The organism is Bradyrhizobium sp. 63_E2_N1_3, assembly GCF_052076005.1.
Classification (GTDB): Bacteria; Pseudomonadota; Alphaproteobacteria; order Rhizobiales; family Xanthobacteraceae; genus Bradyrhizobium; species Bradyrhizobium barranii.
On sequence record NZ_CP197235.1, the window covers coordinates 4,852,369 to 4,871,091 of the forward strand.

Sequence of the window (18,723 nt, forward strand, 5' to 3'; positions counted from 1 at the left end):
CGACACTTCCATTTTTAGAGCCCGGATGGAGCGCAGCGTAATCCGGGGCCTCAGGACGCGTCCAGGATCGATCTGCGCGCCATCCGGGCTACAGCATCGCCTCACGGCCGCCGGCACACCAGATCGATCTCGATCAGTGCGTCATAGGCGAGCCCGGTGACGCCGACACACGTGCGAGCCGGCAAACGATCCGGTGCGAAGAAGCTGCGATACGTCTCGTTCATCGCGGCATAGTCTTCCTTGAAACGCGTCAGATAGATCCGCGTCATCACGACGTGCTCGAGGCCGAGATCGAGGCCGGCGAGCACCACCTTCAAATTCTCCATCACGGCCCGCGTCTGCGCCTCTATGCCGTCGGGCAGCACACCCGGCGCCTGCGGCGTGTCCGGCATCTGGCCGGTGACGAAGACAAACCCGTCGGTCTCGACGGCGTGGCTGAAGGGCGCGACCGGCTTCGGTCCGCCGCTGATCATGTGGAATTTCACTTGAGATGTCCTTGTTAAGTCGCGTCCCGAAACAGGCGCTTGCTGAGGATGGCGTGCACGCCCCAATTGCCGTCGACGACCTGGGTGACGCCGAAATCAACGGCGGCCGACATCAAGGCGATCGCCTCGTCCTCGCTGAGCCCTTTGACGTTCATCAGAAAGCGCCGCATTTTGCGGAACGCATCCTTCATGGCGAGGTCGAGCGAGGATTTTGTGTAGACTTCGCTTTGGCCCTGCGCGCCGAACTCGGCGAGATAGTTGGGATGGCTGAAGCCGGTCAGCACCCAGTCGGTCTCGGTCTCGATCAGGGGATAAGAGAGATCGGCAAAGGGCCGGCCTGCAAGATCGGCCTTCTTGTGCAGGATCACCTCGAATGTCCCTGTCATCGAGCATTCGATCGCCGTGCCGCTGAGTTCGCCGTCGCCTTGCGTGGCGTGGGAATCGCCGACCGACAGCAGCGCGCCGGGCACCGAAACCGGAAGATAGACGGTAGAGCCCTTCCCCAGCCGCCAATTGTCGAGATTGCCGCCGAAATAGGACGGCGGCACGGAGTCGACGAAATCGACCTCGCGCGGCGCCACCGCGATCACGCCGAAATGCGGCCTCAGGGGAATGCGGATGCCATCGAGTACGGCATGCCGGCGCTTCACCGTGGCCGGCGCGACGGGGACGCCGGGATAGTCGTAGGTGGCGTGCACGACGCCGAAGGGGTCGGTCTGCGGCTCCCAGCGATAGGAATAAAGCGCCCGGGCGTGCGGCTCCTCTGGATCGTCGAAGATCTCGTAGATGGTGACGACCTCGCGCGGCATGGGACCGCCGAGAAACTCGTTGTAGTGATAGCCCCACCAAGCCGCGACCGAGGAGCCGAACACACGGCCGGCATGGTTCGGATTGCGGCTCGCGCGCGGCACGATGTCGAGGATGCGCACCTCCAGCACGTCGCCGGGCTGGGCATCCTTCACCGCGACCGGCCCCGTGCAGATGTGCACGCCAAATCCTTCGCCGGCGCCACGGCCGAACACGCTGGCATCCATCGGGCCAGCGCCGCGACGATCGACGTTCTTCTTGTCCCGTGTCCAGCCGAACACGCTTTCAGCACCGGAATCGCCCGCGATCATCATCTCGGGCGCATCGGAGGCGTGCTGCGTCAGCGTCTCGATGGTGATGGTGTCGCCCGAGGCGATCTCGATTTGCGGCGATAGCGAGCGGCTGAAATAGCCCCAATGGATGCGGCTGGCTTCGACCGGGAGATGGTGATGCCTGCGTTCCGCGGTCGTCCGCTCCTCGGTGCCGGCGCAAGCAGCGGTGCTGCGTGCCTCGACGCTCGAATGCACGCGGAGCTGCGCCAGCGCCTCCTGCGGCCAGCCGCGCTGGCCGGCAATGCCGTGCTGCAAGGTCGCCCGCTCCGCCTCCTGCTGGCGGAATTCGCGCGGCGGCAGGCCGAAGCGATGACGGAAGGCGCGGCTGAAATGTGCGGAATCGCCAAAGCCGTAGGCGTAGGCGATCTCCGAGATCGAACGAAGCGCCTCGGTCGGATTGGACAGATCGGCCCAGGCACGCTGGAGGCGGCGCTCCCGGACGTAATGGGTGAAATTGTCGCCGACCGTCTCGAACAGTTTTTGCAGGTAGCGCTCGGAAATCCCCTGGGCCTGCGCGACGCGCGCCGGCGCCAGTTCGGGATCGTCGAGCCGCCGCTCGATGGTCTGGCAGATCCGGTGCAGCAGCGCGGCCTGCGTCGCACTCGATCCGGCATCGGACGTCGAAGCCGCCAGTTGATGCGCGAGCGTCAGGAGCAGGTCAACGAGCGACTGCGCGACCGAATTCCACTCGGCATCGCTCAACGTGTCGAGCGTGCGCGCGGTCGCGTCCAGCAGACGCGAGAACACATCGGCAAAGCCGCTGGGTGGAACGACGCGGGGCTCGCCGAGCCGCGGCCTGCCCGAGAGGCGTCCGTGCAGCGCTTCCGAGGTCACCGACAGCACGATGGCCCGCATGTCGCGCTGGAACACGATGCTCCAGTCTCCGCTCCGCGGCAGCAGCACGAGATGGCCGACCGGAACGATGCGGTGGCCGCCGGCGCTCTTCAGCACCATGCCGTCCTCGACCGGGATCAGCGCGATCGGAAGGTCTTCATTCGCTTGCGATAGCGGCGCGACGCTTTGCGCGCCAGCCGCCATCCGCGTCAGCGCAACACCTGCTGTGTGGCGATGCGATGCGGTTGCATGTCCGTCAAAGAAGGAATGGCCGGTCGCCGGTTGCAGGCCGACCGCCGCCAGCACGTCCCGCCAGGCTTCGGGGCGGTCGTCTTGCGCGTAGGACTCGCTCGTGAACGGCCGGAAGCTCATCAGATCAACCCAGATTGCAGTTGATCGAAGCAACCTCTGTGCCAGACGAACGCGGTCATCCGTCGCAGCAACGGGCCGCAAATGACGTTCGCCGCTCATCCCCTCATCCCGAAAACTCGCTGTGTCTCAATGCATTAGTCGCAGCGAAAGATGTTCTTGCGGATCGTGCCGTGGACGCCCCAGTTGGCGTCGACGACCTGGGTGACGCCGAAATCGGCGCCGACCGACAGCAGCGAGATCGCCTCGTCCTCGCTGAGACCGTGCACGGTCATCAGGAACCGCCGGAGTTTTCTGAACGCATCGCGCATCGCACGGTCGAGGCTCGAGTGATTGGCAATCTCGGTTTGTGCGTCGGCGCCGAGCGCGGCCAGATAGTTCGGATAGGTGAAGCCGTAGAACGACCAGGCGTGATCGGTCTCCAGCATCGGATGGTCGAGGCCCTCCAGACTGGTGCCGGCCAGATCAGCCTTCTTGTGCAGGATGAACTCGAAATCGCCGGTGAGCGAGGTCTCGATTGCGGTGCCGCCGAGCTCGCTGTCGCCTTGCGCGGCGTGAGGATCGCCGACCGAGAAATAGGCGCCGGGGACTGCGACCGGATAGAACATCCGCGCGCCCTTGCCGATACGCCAGTCGTCGATGTTGCCGCCGGTGTAGCTCGGCGGGATCGAGCTGACGAAATCAGCTTCCGAGGGCGCGAGGCCCATGGTGCCGAAATGCAATCGCGCGGGCACCCTCACGCTCGACAGGATGTTTTCGCGCTTCCTGACGGTGGCGTGATCGACGCGCACGCCGGGATAGTCGATGGTGGGATGCACGATGCCGTCGGGGTCGGTCTGCGGCGTCCAGACGTAGTTGTAGACCGCTTTCGCATAAGGCTCGCCCGAGGTGTCGAGCTCGAAGATGGTGACGACCTCCCGCGGCTTCGGCTCCTCGATCAAATCGTGATAGTGAAAGCCCCAGTTTGCGGCGACGTTGGAGCCGAAGCAGCGGCCGGCGTGGCAGGCGCTGCAGCTCGGCCGCGGCCTGATATCGAGGATGCGCACTTCCAGGATGTCACCGGGCTCGGCGCCTTCGATCGCGACGGGACCTGTGAGAAGATGCACGCCGATCCCCTCGCCTGCGCCGCGGATGAACGGACCTTCGACCGGGCCTGAGCCGCGGCGCGGGACCGCCTTGTACTCGCGCGTCCACTGGAACACGCTCTCGGCGCCGGGATCGCCCTGGATCATGCGCTCGTAATCATCGTTGGCGTGATGGGTCAGCGTCTCGATGGTGGCGCGGTCGCCGGAGCGCAGTGTCAGGGCCGGCGTGACCTTCTTGGAGAAATAGCCCCAGTGGACGGTCTTCGGCGAAACCGGCAGCGTGAAATGCTTCATCAGGTGGCCTCTTCGGGGAACGCGGTCTTGAACGTGGGGGCGGCGCTCATCGCACCGCCTCCGGAGTCTTGTCGGCTTCCATCACGCTGAGGAAACGCGCCGTCAGCGGATTGCGGGGATTGGTGAGCACCTCGTGCGCCGGTCCCTCCTCGATGATGGTGCCGCCGCTCAGGAAAGCGACGCGGTCGGCGACTTCATCGGCAAAGCGGATCTGGTGCGTCGAGATGATCATGGTGAGACCGTCGTCGATGGCGAGCCGCCGGATCACTTCCAGTACCTCGTTGACGAGCTCGGGATCGAGCGCCGAGGTCGGCTCGTCCAAGAGCAGCACGCTTGGATTGGGCGCCAGCGCGCGGGCGATGGCGACGCGCTGCTGCTGGCCGCCGGAGAGATGTCGCGGCAGCGCGTCGGCGCGCTGTGAGAGACCGACACGGTCGAGCAGCTCGGTGGCGCGACGGTCGGCGTCGATGCGGGTCATACCGTGGACCCAGCGCAAAGGCCCGGCGATGTTTTCGCGTGCCGACAGATGGGCGAACAAATTGAACTGCTGGAACACCATGCCGACACCGACCGTTGCCCGCTCGTTGGCGATCGCCCGCGGTGACAGCAACTTGCCGTCGTCGTCAAAGCCGAGACGGCGGCCGCCGACGCGCACGGTGCCTCCGTCCCAGCTTTCGAGATGGTTGATGCAGCGAAGCAGCGTGCTCTTGCCCGAGCCGCTGGGGCCGAGCAGCGCGACCACTTCGCCGACGCGAACGGTCAGATCGAGGCCACCGAGCACCTTTTGCGTGCCGTAGCTCTTGGTGAGGTCCTTGGTCTCGACCGCGATGTTGTTGCGCGCGATCGTCGCGGAACGCCGCGTGCGCTCCTCTCTGGTCAGAGCAAGCGGCGGCGTGTCGGTCAGCTCTGCCTGCACGGGTTCGGGATCGGCGACGGTCGCCTCCGCAAGCTCCAGCTTGGCGCCGAGATCGACGCGACGCCACGGCAGGTAATCGGCGAGCTTGCGCTTCCGTCCCTTGGCGCGGTCGAGATCGAGCAGCCATTCGACGAACAACTGGATGACGCTGATGGCAAAGGTCAGCACGAGGTACAAGAGGCCAGAGGCGAAGAAGATCGAGAAGAAGTCGAAGGTCGAGGACGCCAATTGAGTCGAGCGCAAGGTCAGCTCCTGGACTGCGACGACGGACGCCAGCGAGGAATTCTTCAGCGCGCTCACCGCCTCGTTGCCGAAGGCCGGGATCATGGTGCGGATCGCCTGCGGCGCGATCACCCGCCACATCAGGATCCGCGGCGTCATGCCGAGCGCCTGGCCGGCCGTCACCTGCCCGCGGTCGACGCCGAGCACGCCGGCGCGCAGCATCTCCGCGATGAACGGCGCCTCGTTGCAGGCGAGCGCGAGGCCGGCCGCCAGCACCGCCGGCAGCTTGATGCCGATATGCGGTAACGCATCGTAGGCGAAAACCATCTGCAGAATCAGCGGCGTGCCGCGAAAGATCACGGTATAGGCCCTGGCGATCGCCGCCAGGAGCCAGAAGCGCGAGAGCTGCATGCCGGCGAGGATCAATCCAAGGATCAATCCACCGCCGAGCCCGAGGGCGGTCACCTCGAGGGTGAGCTCGATGCCCTCGAGCAGATACGGCATGCTCAGGTAATGGAGGAACAGCGACATCAGTCTGCCGTCAGAATGTCAGGCTCCTTGAAGTTGTTCACGTCGAGCCCATGCTTCTTTAGAAGCTCCATATGCGTGCCGGCCTTCTGCACCTCGATCAGTGCGGCGAGCACGGCGTCGCGGAATTTCGGCTTGTCCTTGGGAACGGCGATGCCGACCGAATACGGGATCGTCACCGCGATCGCCTTCTCCAGCTTGTCCGGATAGGCCTTCACCGCACTGTCGACGGTGTTGACGTCATTGACATAGGTGTCGGCGCGGCCGGCCAGGATCGCCTGGATGCAGTTGGCGTTGTTGTCGTAGAGCTGGATGGTCGGCTCGGCCTTGCCCGCCTTCTTGCATTCCGGGATCAGGGCCTGGATCAGGGGCACCTCGACATAGCCGGTGTTCTCGGCGGCGGCCGCGCCACACATCGACATGTTGATGCCGTTGATGCCCTTCGGATTACCCTTGGCGACGAGCACCCCGTCGAACACTTTCGAGTAGGTGATGAAGTCGGCGGCCTTGGCGCGCTCCTTGGTGGCGTAGATGTCGGAGATGACGATGTCCGCCTGGCCGGCAGCGAGCGTTGTGAGGAGTGCTGCGAACGTCACCGGCTTGTAGGTCAGCTTGAAGCCGAGGCATTCGCCGATGGCCTCGCCAAGATCGATGTCGAAGCCGATATATTTGCTGGGATCCTTCGGGTCGATCGTCTCATAGCCCGGTGTATGCGGGTTGATGGCGTTGACGAGCGTCTTGCCCTTCCAGTCCGGATATTTCTCCTGGAGTGCGGCGCAGGCGGCGGGCGCGGCGGCCTGCGCGCTCAGCGGCGCCGCTGCGACGAGGCCGAAGGCGATGGTGGCGCCGAGCGCGACCTTGCGCCACGGTGATGATGCGCGCGCCGTTCCCTGCGCGTGGGGCAATACCCGTCTCTCCATCTCCAGCTCCTTTGAATTGTCATGGCACTGGCCATGTTCCAGATCTCGGGAGCGAGCCTAGGTGGAGTGCGGACGGGAAAGCTTGTCCGCGGGCGTACAAAAAATTGGATGAATGAGGCCCGCGAATTAGGCAGCCGGCTGCACAAAAACTGTTCGTGCGTCAGGTGTCCTGCGGCACGCAATTCCGAATTCGGGAGAACCAAATGATCTCGCGCGACGCAATAATCTGCACGGTTGGAGAATCAATCAGTCAGGATATTTGACAGAGATATGACGTTCGCTGACGGAAATGAGGCGCGGGGCAGACGCATCTGTGGACGACATCCACAGCATCTCACCGCTTTCCACAGCCTGTCCGCAGCATATCCACAGGCCGACTATGCCGGATTCGCGAGGCCGCACGAGCCACTTGCTGCGCACAAACCCACAGGGCGGCTATGTCAACCGCCGGCTTGATCGAACACGGTGCGGCAAGCCTCGCTCAAGCTTGACCGGTTACGGCGCAGACAGGCCGTGATGGCGCGGACGTTGGGGATCTCGCCGGCGCAGAGCCGGTAGACGTCGGGGGTGCAGGCCCGGCGCTGCTCCGGCGTTCCCTGCTGTGCATTGGCGGCGGAGGCGAACAGCGCCAGGAACAGCCCGACCGTCGAGGCGCGGCGCGCCCGGCTCTTCGCCCCCGCAAACCGTAAGAACCTTGCCCTCATGACCAAGTCTCCCGTCTGCCTTGCCCGCCCCCGGCCTTCGCTGGCCGGTGTCGTGCCAAGGGGTAGGAGAAATAAATCGCGGGGGATGTGATCTCTTTCACACTGAGGCCGGACGGGAGGAACGTACGGTTCCGCGGGGATTTTAAGGAATCGCTAACCAATCGGAGCCCGATCGCCGGATCGCTAAAATGCGAACGATCGGCTCAATCGGGTAACAAACCGGCTTTGCGACATTGCGCCATCCGCGTTCTGCGAGGGTGCGATGAGCGAAGCCGAATTCAACTTGCTGCTGGATGCCGTCCGGGACGCCATGGTCTATCAAGATTTCGCGCCCGAGCCGGAGGAGGAATTCGTGCCCCGCTCGTGGTCGTACGTCGCAACGCCCAAAGCCGCCAATGACAATGAGGGCGCCTGGCCCCTTCTGCCGTTTCCGGACGGCTGGTACGCGGCCTGTTGAGACCACTTTCAACGTCAACCGATGCGCCCGCTCCTGCGGGCGTTTTGCTATCGGCCATGCGCCGGAACGGCGCGGCTCCGATCAGGTCTTGACCCGCTCCTCGCCGTCCTGCGGCACCCGGTCGGGTGCGGCCGGCGGAAAGATACTGTCATAGATCGCACGGGCCTCGCGAATGAGGCGAGCCCGCTCCAGCTCGGATTTCGGGACAAATCGGACGACGTCGCTCACGTGCTCTCCAGCTCCAGGGGGGCCTGACGCATCACTTCGCAGATGCGAAGTCTATGCCATCGGGCCTGAATCGCTGGTGTCCGCCAAGCCCCGGGCAAACCCGGTGTGCACGACCTGGCAGGCCTTAGCCGCGCGCTTGGCGGAACGCGCGGTGAGCAAAATTTGTGATGAAATATCAGGAAGTTGTAATGGAGGCCACGACCAGAATTGAACTGGTGTACACGGTTTTGCAGACCGTTGCGTAACCACTCCGCCACGTGGCCCCGTACGGGCGGAGCAATATAGGGGATCAATGGCTTAGGCAACCCCGGCCGGGTGTTTACGCCTTTGCCACGCCAGGACCGGCGAGATATTTCGCAAGAATCGCATCGGTCGGGCCGGCCGCGGTCATCCGCCCCTCCTCGAGCAGGATCGCGCGGTTACAGGTGCTCTGGATCAGCTCGATGTCGTGGGAGGCCAGCACCAGGATGCCGGCACGGGCCACGATCTCGTCGAGCCGCTGCCGCGCCTTCCGGCGGAATTGCTGGTCGCCGACGCCGATCCATTCGTCCAGCAGCACGATCTCGCCTTCCACGGCGGTTGCGACCGCGAAGATCAGCCGCAGCATCATGCCGCTGGAATAGGTCCGCAGCGGCAGGTCGAGCCTGTCGCCGAGCTCGGTGAACTCTGCGATCTCCGCCCGCCGCGCATCGATCTCGGAGCGCCGCGCGCCGATCACGAGCCCGCGGCGCACGATGTTCTCGTAGCCCGTGGCCTCCTCGTCGAAGCCGGCCGACAGGTCGAACAGCGACAGGCAGCGGCCGAGCACGTCCACGCTGCCCGCGGTCGGATGATAGATGCCGGCGAGCACCCGCAGCAGCGTGGTCTTGCCTGCGCCGTTGGCGCCGATGATGGCGACGCGGTCGCCGGCGCGGATGTCGAGACTGACGTCGTTGAGCGCGGAGACGATGTGCGGCACAGCCCGCGTCCGGCGCAGCGTCACCGCGCTGACGAACCGGCTGCGCAGCGAACGGTCGCGGAACGACAGCACCGGAAAGTTGACCGAAACGTTGCGAAGCACGATGTGGGCAGCAAGGCTCATGCGCGCCTCACAGCCAATACGCCACGCGGTGGCGGTATTTCGCGTAGCAGCCGAAGGCGATGACGGCTACGACGATCGCATAGATCGCCCCGAGCAGCCATTGCACCGGATCGGTCGGCTGCGACAGCAGCGGCCTGCGCACGAGGTCGAGCAGCGTCGCGAACGGATTGGCGCGGATCAGCCAGGAGAACGCGGTGCCGCGCAGGGCGTCCTCGGTCCAGATGATCGGCGTCAGGAAGAAGATGAATTGCAGGCCGCTGACGACCGCCGTGCCGATATCGCGAAAGCGCGCGCAGAGCATGCCGAGTGCGACCGAACCGCCGAGCAGAACGATGAGCAGGATCGCAAAGCCGGGCACCGCGAGCAGCATGCTCCCATGCAGCGGCCAGGGCATCACGATGTAGAGCAGCACCACGATCACCAGATGATGCGCGAAGATGAGCACGTTGCGCGCGATCATCTGGAGCACATGCACGATCAGCGGCGCCGGCACGGCCTTGATCAAGTGGCCCGACGCCACGAAGATGCTTGAGCCTTCCTGGAGCGTCGTCGCGATCAGGGTCCAGACGATCAGGCCGACGGCGAAGGGCGGCAGGAAACCGGCGATGTCCTGCTTGAACAGTGCGGCGTAGACCGTGCCGACACTTGCGATTGTTGCTGCCAGCGTCAGCGTGATCCAGAGCGGGCCGATCACGGTGCGCCGGTAACGCAGCGAGATGTCCATCAGCGCGAGCGTGCCCCACCGATCGGGCCGCGCCGCCTGTGCAAGGATTTCCTTCGCCGCGGCCTGAATTCGACTGCCCCTTCCGCTTCCGGCTTTCCGATTCTGCGAAGATAACAGTTCGCGGCCCATCGGCCGATCGTCTCTACCCGCCCGTCTCGCGCGGGGCAATCAACCGTACGGAGGATTTAAGCGCGAGTCAGCTGCGCTTGCTGCGCCGGACACCGCGCCGGCGGTCCTTGACCGGCGGTTTTGGCGCCAATTCCGGCATTTCGGCCTGAACCTCGCGGTAGCGCGTCAACATCCGTTCAAAACTGGCATTGAGCGTCTCGGCGATATCGGGGCGCTTCTCAAGACTGGCCAGGATGGTCGCGGCCGCCTCGATGGTCGACAGCCCGTCTTTCCGCGGCTCCTTGCGCAGGCGTCCGTATCGGGAGGGATGCGCCGGGTTGAGGATCACGCGCTGGCATTTGAGCATCCAGGGATTGCGCCACCACAGCGCCTTGGCCTGGCTCCAGGTGCCGTCGAGCAGCACCACGCCTTCGAGCTTGCCGAGGATCGAGCGCTGGTTCTCCGCGACTTCGCCCGTGCGGTTGAGCGCCAGGATCTCGCCCTCGGCCTCCAGATCGGCCGCGCGCGCCGAGCCAAGATAGAGCACGGCCCAGTGCGAGGCGTTCTCGACCGGCCGCGCCAGCGCCTTGGACAGGCTCGACCAGGACAGGCCGACCCGCACCGTGGCATCGGCAAAGTGCTTCGCAAGCAGCCGGGCGGTGCCGAGCGCCCTGTCCTGCTCCTGCGGATGCTGGAGGATCAGGAGCGAGAGCCGGTTCTTGATGGGCGTGACACTGTCGCAGATGCACAGCGGCATCGGCTTCTGGCAGTGCGGGCATTCGGGGATCGGATCGGCCGGCGCGGCGGCTGTGGGGTTCGACATGGTCGCCGCTATACGCTTGAAGCGGCGGTTCAACAACTCTCTTGCCGGGAGTGGCGCCGCCATAACCCCGAACCTCGGCACACGACAAAAAGACCGCCCGAAGGCGGTCTCGTTGCGCCGGTATGTCGAACGCGTCGACCGCTCTGCTAGACCGGCGTTCCGGCAGCGTCTCTCCAATCCACAGTACCATTCGCGGCCACGTTGGCGACCCAAATCGGCTTGCTGAGGTCTGTGTCGTAGAACTGAGCACCTACGTCGACATGGGCTTTGGGATGGGGATTGGGAGGCGATGGTCATGAAGTGTGGTGGTCAGGCCGTAATACACGCCCCAGTTGATCGCCGAATGACGTTATCGCTCGGACTTGGTGACGTCTTGGAGGGTACGATCTTTCTACAAGGCGCCTGCGTTGCGTGACGTTCCGCGCTCGAAGGCCTTTCGTCCCGTCTTCGCAATGAGGTGTACGGCGGCTTGAGCCCGACGTGACTTGGCTGTCGGGCTCACGGCACGGGGCGTTTGCGCATGAACGCCGTCAACACCGTCTTGAACGGAGCCGGCGTGCAGTGCTGAACCGCTAGCAACAGCGAATAGAGCAGCTTCGATCCGAAATAGTAGGCCGGCTCCGCGTCCCACGGGATCACATACAGATCGTATCGGGAGGCGGGAAAATGCCGTTTGAACGCGCTGGCAGTGTTCAGCCGATAGACGGCCGGGAAGACATCCTCGCCCTTGCGGTCGTCCTGGGCCGACTGGATGATGCGGGCATGCAACTGGTCGGGGATCATCCGGTTGGCGAGTGCGATGTATCCATAGCGGTTGGGCGTTCGCGCGCAGATCCAGCCGCCCGGCTTGAGCACGCGGTCGAGTTCACGGGCGGCTCTGGCAGGATCCTGGAGATGCTCGAACACAAAATCCGATACGATCACGTCGATGGAGTGATCGGCGATCGGTAGCTCTCCATCGGGTGTGATCACGAACGCCCGATCCAGCGCCTTGTTGGTCGTTACGGCCGGGTCGACATCCACCCCGACGAGCTCGCGCACCCGTCCCTTCAACGACCGCAGACTGCGCCGGTAGGCGACCGAATCCTCGCTCTGGCCGGCGCCTCGCCCGGCGCCAAAGTCCAGCACGACGGAATCCGGGCCAACCAAAGCCCCGACCCGCTGCCAGAACTGAACCGTGCCATCGACCCGAGAGAATCCACCCGCCGCAATCTCCGGGAAAAAGTGCGATCCGACCGTATTAGCCATTTGGCCAATCACTCCAAAACACCACGAGCCAGCCGATTTCCGCTCGCCCGCAAGGATTCCCAAGCACGTCACACGTTCTCGGGGCGGGATTCCGTTCGAATGCAATAGCTTCGGGCGGCGCGACGAGCGAAGGCCGCGCCCGTCTCCGTTCTGTAACGAGCTTTGTTGACAGAAATGAGAAGTAACAGCCTTTATGAGAACAGATGTTAAGTTGACAACATCAAATGTTAGGGGATCGAGCCGACTGACGGTGTCGGAACGTGCGCGATACTTGGCCTATTCCGCGGGCGCGGCGAGCGGACGGGGCTCGGAACGGCGGCGCAGGCGGTCGATCAGCAGGTAGATCACGGGCGTCGTGTAGAGCGTCAGGATCTGCGAGACGAACAGGCCGCCGATGATGGTGATGCCGAGCGGACGGCGCAGCTCCGTGCCCGGACCGGTCGCGATGACCAGCGGAATGCCGGCGAACAGCGCCGCCATGGTCGTCATCAGGATGGGGCGGAAGCGCGCCTGGCAGGCCTCGAAGATCGCCTCCGCCGAGGACAGGCCGCGCTGGCGCTCGGCATCGAGCGCGAAGTCCACCATCATGATGCCGTTCTTCTTGACGATGCCGATCAACAGGATGATGCCGACGAAGGCGATCACCGTCAGCGGCGTGTTGGTGAGCTGCAAGGCGAGCAGTGCGCCGAGCCCGGCGGACGGCAGCGTCGAGATGATCGTCAGCGGATGGGCGAGGCTCTCATAGAGCACGCCGAGCACGATATACATCGCCACCAGCGCACCGAGGATCAGCAGCGGTTGCCGGCCGCTGGTCCTGGCGAAATCGCCGGCATTGCCGTCAAAACTGCCGCGAATGCCTTCCGGCATGTGCAGCTCCTCGATCGCGCGCTGCACGTTCTGGGTCGCGGTCTGGAGCGGCACGTCCGGCATCAGGTTGAACGATACCGTGGTCGAGGGAAACCCCTGCGAATGGTAGACCGCCAGCGCAGCGAGCCCGCGCGTCGCATGCACCACGGCCGACAGCGGCACCTGCGCGTCATTGGCACCGGCGACATAGATGCGATCGAGGTTGGATGGGTCGACCTGGAATTTCGGGTCGATCTCCAGCACGGTCATATACTGGTTGCGCTGTGTGTAGATGATCCCGATCTGCCGCTGCGAAAATGCGTTGTTGAGCGCGTTGTCGATGTCCTGGACCTTGACGCCGAGCGCCGAGGCCTTCTGGCGGTCGATCGAGAGCGTGAGCTGAAGCCCGCCGGGATCGCGGTCGCTGGAAATATCCGTGATGCCCTCGACGCTCTCCATGCGCTTGGCCACGATCGGCGCCCATTTCTGGAGCAGGCTAAGGTCGGTGCTGGTCAGCGTGTACTGGTAGTCGGAATCGCTCTGCCGTCCGCCGGCGCGGACGTCCTGGGCGGCGAACATGAACAGGCGGATGCCGGGCACCGGGTACAGGGCGCGCCTGAGACGGTCGATCACGACCTGCGTCGAGACGTGGTCACGCTCCTCCGGCGGCTTCAGGCTGATGAACATGGTGCCGCGGTTCGAGGTCGCTCCCCCCGGCCCGCCTCCGCTGCCGACCGTCGAGCCGATGCCGGCCACGGCCGGATCCTGCATCACGATGTCGGCGAGCCGCTGCTGCAGGCCGAGCATGGACTGGAACGAGATGTCGGCCGAGGCGCGCGTCGCGCCGATGACGAAGCCGGAATCGTCGGTCGGGAAATAGCCCTTGGGGACCTTGATGTAGAGCGTCACCGTGAGGCCGATGGTGGCGAAGAACACCAGCAGCGTCAGCAGCGGATATTGCAGCACGGTGCGCAAGCTGCGGGCGTAAAACGTGACGACGCGTGACAGCGAGCCTTCGATCAGCCGATCGAACAGCGTCGCGGTCCCGGACGTGGTCTGCCGGATGTAATGGGCGCAGATCATCGGCGTGACCGTCAGCGACACCAGCGTCGAGACCAGGATCGCGAAGGTCAGCGTCAGCGAGAACTCGCGCAGCAGGCGGCCGACGATGCCGTCCATGAAGATCAACGGCGTGAAAGCCGCGATCAGCGATAGGCTGATCGAGACCACGGTGAACCCGATCTGCCGGGCGCCTACGAGCGCCGCCTGGAGCGGCCGCATGCCATGTTCGAGATTGCGGTACATGTTCTCGATCATGACGATGGCGTCGTCGACCACGAAGCCGACCGAGATCGCCAGCGCCATCAGCGACAGATTGTCGATCGAGAAGCCCGCGACCCACATCCCGGCACAGGTCCCGGCCAACGCCAGCGGCACGGAGATGCCGGCCGCGATCGTCGGCGTCAGCCGCCGAAGGAACACGAACACCACGACCATTACGAGGACAGCGGTTGCCAGCAGCGTCCACTGCATGTCGAGCACGCTGGCGCGGATCGTACTGGTGCGATCGACCAGCGTGGAAATATCGACACCCGCCGGGATCCATTGCTTCAGCGCCGGGATCAGCGCCTTCACCCGGTCGACGGTGTCGATGACGTTGGCGTCGCCCTGCTTGGTGATCTGGATCAGCACGGCCGGCTGCTTGTTGAACCAGGCGATCGAGCGAGCGTTGCGGACGGAGTCCTCGATGTCGGCGACGTCGGACAGCCGGACGAAATTGCCGTTCGAGCTCTTGATGATGATGTCGCGGAACTCTTTCGCCGTCCGCATCTGCTTGTTCAGCGACAGCGTCTCGCTCTGGCGCTCGCCGTTGAAGATGCCGACGGGACCAAGCGGGTTGGCGTTGATGATCGCGGTCCTGACGTCGTCGGTGGCGATGCCGGCGTTGGACAATGCGACGGGGTTGAGCTGCACGCGCACCGCCGGCTGGTCGGCGCCGCTCACCGTCACGTCACCGACACCAGGCACCTGCGAGATGCGCTGCGCGAGCACGGTATCGGCGACGTCGTAGATCGCGCTGGCCGACAGCGTCTTCGAGGTCAGCGCCAGCACGAAAACGGGCGCGCCGGCCGTGTTCGCCTTGCGGAAGCGCGGCAGCGTCGGCAGGTCGCTCGGCAGGTCGATCAGCGCCGCGTTGATCGCCGCCTGCACGTCGCGTGCGGCCTTGTCGATGTTGCGACCGATGTCGAACTGCAGCTGGATGCTGGTCGTGCCGAGCGACGACGTCGAGGTGATCTGGTTGATGCCCGCGATCTCGCCGAGCCGACGCTCCAATGGCGAGGCCACCGTCGCCGCCATGACGGACGGGTCGGCGCCCGGCCGGCTGGCCGACACGAAGATGGCGGGGAAGTCGACGTTCGGGACCGAGGCGACGGGAAGGAACTCGTAGGCGACGACACCCAGCAGGAACAACCCGATCGACAGCAGCGTGGTCGCGACCGGCCGGCGGATGAAGGGCTCCGAGATCGATGCCATCACTGCATCCCCTCGGTTGCGCCCGCGACCGGCGGGCCGCCGGATTCAGCCGGCGGCAGCGCCTGCTCGAGGCGGCGGTTGATGCGGTCGAGCGCCAGGTAGATCACGGGCGTGGTGTAGAGCGTCAGAAGCTGGCTCAGCAGCAGGCCGCCAATGATGGATATGCCGAGCGGAAAGCGCAGCTCGGCGCCGGTGCCGCTCTCGATCGCGAGCGGCAGCGCGCCGAACAGCGCCGCCAGCGTCGTCATCATGATCGGACGGAAGCGCAAGAGACAGGCCTGCACGATCGCCTCGTTCGGCGACATCCCCTGCCTGCGCTCGGCCTCGAGCGCGAAGTCGATCATCATGATCGCGTTCTTCTTGACGATGCCCATCAGCAGGATGATGCCGATCAGGCCGATCACCGAGAGGTCCTGACCGCACAGCATCAGTGCCAGGATCGCGCCGACGCCGGCCGAGGGCAGCGTCGACAGGATGGTGATCGGGTGGATGTAGCTCTCATAGAGCACGCCCAGCACGATGTAGATCGTGATGACGGCGGCGAGCAGCAGCCAGGGCTGGCCGGCGAGCGCCTTGGCGAATTCGGCGGCATCGCCGGCATAGACGCCGACGATGCTGTTGGGCATCTCGATCCGGGTCTCGATCGTCTTCACCGCCTCGACGGCATCGCCGAGCGCGGCGCCCGGGGCGAGGTTGAAGCTGAGCGAGATCGACGGGAATTGCGCCTGGTGCGAGATCGCGAGCGGCGCCGTGGTGCGCTTCAGGGTCGCCACGGCCGAGAGCGGCACCTGGGCGTTGGGCGCGCCCACGATGCTGCTCGCCGCGCCCGGCAGATACAGCTTCGACAGGATCGAGGGATCGCGCTGGTACATCGGCAGCGCTTCCAGCACCACGCGGTACTGGTTGGCCTGGCCGTAGATGGTCGAGATCTGCCGCTGCGCGAACGCGTCGTTGAGCGTGTCGGTGATTCCTTGCAGGCTCACGCCGAGCTGTCCGGCCCGGGTCCGGTCCACATCGAGCTGCGCCCGCAGGCCGCCCTCCTGCGCCTCCGAGGAGACGTCGCGGAACAGCGGATCGCGCCGCATCTCGGCAACGAGCTTGCGCGCCCATTCCGACACCAGCGTCGCGTCGGTCCCGGTCAGCGTGTACTGGTACTGCGAACGGCTCGACTGGGTCGAGATCTGCACGTCCTGCACCGGCTGGAAATAGACGGTCATGCCGGGGATGGCCGACACCCGTTCCTTCAGCCGGGTCACGACCGCGCTGACGTCGTCGCGCCGCTCGCCGCGCGGCTTCAAGGTCATGACCAGGCGCCCGACATTGGTGGTCGGGTTGACCGAGCCCGCCCCGATCACCGAGACCACGCCGACCACATCAGGGTCCGCCTTGATGGCATCGGCCGCCTCGGCCTGCCGATTCTGCATCTCGGTGAACGACACGTCGGGTCCCGCCTCCGTCACCGCCGTGATCGATGCGGTGTCCTGAAGCGGCAGAAAGCCCTTTGGCGCGACGACGTAGAGGACGAGGGTCGCGCCCAGCGTGGCGAACGTCACGAGCAGCGTGGCGCGCTGGCGTTCCAGGACCCAGAGGAGCGTCCGGTGATAGAACTCGACGGTGCGATCGATGAAGCGGCTGATCGCGGCCAATCCCGGCACAGCCAGTTCCTCATGGGCGTGCTTGAGCAGCCGCGAGCACATCATCGGCGTCAGCGTCAGCGAGACCACGGCCGAGGTCACGACCGCGATCGTCAGCGTCAGCGCGAATTCGCGGAACATGCGCCCGACGAGGCCGGACATGAACAGCAGCGGGATGAACACCGCAATCAACGACACCGTCAGCGAGATCACGGTGAAGCCGATTTCGCTGGCCCCCTTCAGCGAGGCCTCCATCGCGCTGTCGCCGTTCTCCATGTGGCGGACGATGTTCTCGATCATGACGATGGCGTCGTCGACGACGAAGCCGGTGCCGATGGTGAGCGCCATCAGCGACAGATTGTCGAGGCTGAAGCCGGCGAAATACATGATGCCGAAGCTGGTGATCAGCGACAGCGGCAGCGCGACGCCCGCGATCAGCGTGGCCCGCAGCGAGCGCAGGAACAGCAGCACCACCAGCGTCACCAAGACGACGCTGAGGATCAGGGTGAACTGCACGTCGCGGACCGAGGCGCGGATCGTGACGGTGCGGTCGGAGACGATGGTGAGGTTCACGCCGGCCGGAATGGCGCGCTGGACTTTTGGGATTTCCGCCCGGATCTGGCTGACGACATCAATGACGTTGGCGCCGGGCTGGCGCTGGATGTCGATGATGACCGCCGGCGTGCCCTGGTACCAGCCGCCGGTGCGGTCGTTCTCCAGGCCATCCACGATCTGCGCGACGTCGCCGATCGTGACCGGGGAGCCGTTGCGGTAGGCGATGATAACAGGCTTGTAGGCGTCGGCAGCGGCGATCTGGTCGTTGGCGGCGATGAGGTAGGATTGCTGCGCGCCGTCGAGCGAGCCTTTTGGCCCGGAGACGTTGGCATTGGAGATCGCGGTGCGCAGATCCTCCATGGCGATGCCATAGGCGGCAAGGCGCGCCAGATCCGCCTGGATGCGCACGGCCGGCTTCAGCCCACCTAGCACCGAGACCCGGCCGACGCCGGAGATCTGGCTCAGCCGCTGCGCCAGAAGCGTGTCGGCGATGTCGCTCATCGCCCGCAGCGAGATCGTGTCGGAGCGAAGCGCCAGGGTCATCACCGGTGCGTCCGCCGGGTTCACCTTGGCGTAGGTCGGCGGATAGGGCAGCGTCTTGGGCAGCACGCCGGCCGCCGCGTTGATCGCGGCCTGCACGTCCTGGGTCGCGCCGTCGATGTCGCGGTTGAGATCGAACTGGAGCGAGATCTGGCTGACGCCGAACGAGCTCGTCGAGTTCATCGCCGTCAGCGACGGGATCTGGCCGAGCTGCCGTTCCAGCGGCGCGGTGATCAGCGAGGCGATCACGTCGGGGCTCGCGCCCGGAAGCTGCGTCGACACCTGCACGGTCGGGAAATCGACCTGCGGCAGCGCCGAGACCGGCAGCGAGAAATAGCCGAGCGCGCCCCCGATCAGCAGGGCGATGCCGAGCAGCGAGGTCGCGATCGGGCGGCGGATGAAGGGTTCGGAGACGCCCATGGGATATGCCTGCCGCTCAGGCGGCTGT

General features: G+C 65.2%; 13 protein-coding genes, 1 tRNA gene and 1 pseudogene. 1 reads left to right on the forward strand and 14 read right to left on the reverse strand.

What is annotated here, in order from left to right; all coding sequences use genetic code 11:
- Positions 1-101: 101 nt before the first annotated feature.
- The 6 genes from AB7531_RS23175 to AB7531_RS23200 form a co-directional block, all read right to left on the reverse strand.
- Positions 102-485: a RidA family protein gene (locus AB7531_RS23175; RefSeq protein ID WP_063983404.1), complete on the reverse strand. Its 384-nt coding sequence runs from the start codon at positions 483-485 to the stop codon at positions 102-104.
- Positions 486-499: 14 nt separating this feature from the next.
- Positions 500-2,830, reverse strand: coding sequence for an acetamidase/formamidase family protein (locus AB7531_RS23180; protein ID WP_063983405.1), 2,331 nt, complete (start codon positions 2,828-2,830; stop codon positions 500-502).
- 134 nt (positions 2,831-2,964) lie between these two features.
- Entirely contained in the window at positions 2,965-4,206 is a 1,242-nt protein-coding gene (locus AB7531_RS23185) for an acetamidase/formamidase family protein (RefSeq protein ID WP_063983406.1), read from the reverse strand.
- Between the two features lie 46 nt (positions 4,207-4,252).
- Positions 4,253-5,875, reverse strand: coding sequence for an amino acid ABC transporter permease/ATP-binding protein (locus tag AB7531_RS23190; protein WP_063983407.1), 1,623 nt, complete (start codon positions 5,873-5,875; stop codon positions 4,253-4,255).
- Positions 5,875-6,792 (reverse strand): ABC transporter substrate-binding protein, encoded by a 918-nt coding sequence (locus AB7531_RS23195; protein ID WP_063983408.1) that lies wholly within the window; start codon positions 6,790-6,792, stop codon positions 5,875-5,877. Before AB7531_RS23195 ends, AB7531_RS23190 begins: the two co-directional genes overlap by 1 nt.
- Before the next feature lie 440 nt (positions 6,793-7,232).
- On the reverse strand, positions 7,233-7,496 hold the full coding sequence (locus tag AB7531_RS23200) for a hypothetical protein (protein WP_063983409.1): 264 nt from the start codon (positions 7,494-7,496) through the stop codon (positions 7,233-7,235).
- A gap of 262 nt (positions 7,497-7,758) precedes the next feature.
- On the opposite strand from AB7531_RS23200, the gene AB7531_RS23205 reads away from it, so the two are divergent.
- Positions 7,759-7,953: a hypothetical protein gene (locus tag AB7531_RS23205; protein WP_039148908.1), complete on the forward strand. Its 195-nt coding sequence runs from the start codon at positions 7,759-7,761 to the stop codon at positions 7,951-7,953.
- An 81-nt stretch (positions 7,954-8,034) separates the two neighbouring features.
- Here the strand turns inward: AB7531_RS23205 and AB7531_RS23210 are convergent, their stop codons facing one another.
- The 8 genes and pseudogenes from AB7531_RS23210 to AB7531_RS23245 form a co-directional block, all read right to left on the reverse strand.
- Complete coding sequence (locus tag AB7531_RS23210) at positions 8,035-8,181, reverse strand: hypothetical protein (RefSeq protein ID WP_167767891.1); 147 nt, start codon at positions 8,179-8,181, stop codon at positions 8,035-8,037.
- Between the two features lie 189 nt (positions 8,182-8,370).
- Positions 8,371-8,444, reverse strand: a tRNA-Cys gene (locus AB7531_RS23215).
- Positions 8,445-8,500: 56 nt separating this feature from the next.
- Positions 8,501-9,106 (reverse strand): annotated as a pseudogene (locus AB7531_RS23220) (ABC transporter ATP-binding protein); the annotation flags it as partial.
- A 163-nt stretch (positions 9,107-9,269) separates the two neighbouring features.
- Positions 9,270-10,115: an ABC transporter permease gene (locus AB7531_RS23225; protein WP_245328437.1), complete on the reverse strand. Its 846-nt coding sequence runs from the start codon at positions 10,113-10,115 to the stop codon at positions 9,270-9,272.
- 67 nt (positions 10,116-10,182) lie between these two features.
- A complete protein-coding gene (locus AB7531_RS23230; RefSeq protein WP_441280065.1) occupies positions 10,183-10,917 on the reverse strand; it encodes a tRNA-uridine aminocarboxypropyltransferase in 735 nt (244 codons plus the stop codon).
- 498 nt (positions 10,918-11,415) lie between these two features.
- Positions 11,416-12,228 (reverse strand): class I SAM-dependent methyltransferase, encoded by an 813-nt coding sequence (locus AB7531_RS23235; protein WP_187387706.1) that lies wholly within the window; start codon positions 12,226-12,228, stop codon positions 11,416-11,418.
- 213 nt (positions 12,229-12,441) lie between these two features.
- Complete coding sequence (locus AB7531_RS23240; RefSeq protein WP_063983414.1) at positions 12,442-15,546, reverse strand: efflux RND transporter permease subunit; 3,105 nt, start codon at positions 15,544-15,546, stop codon at positions 12,442-12,444.
- Complete coding sequence (locus AB7531_RS23245) at positions 15,546-18,695, reverse strand: efflux RND transporter permease subunit (RefSeq protein ID WP_063983415.1); 3,150 nt, start codon at positions 18,693-18,695, stop codon at positions 15,546-15,548. Before AB7531_RS23245 ends, AB7531_RS23240 begins: the two co-directional genes overlap by 1 nt.
- Positions 18,696-18,723 lie beyond the last annotated feature (28 nt).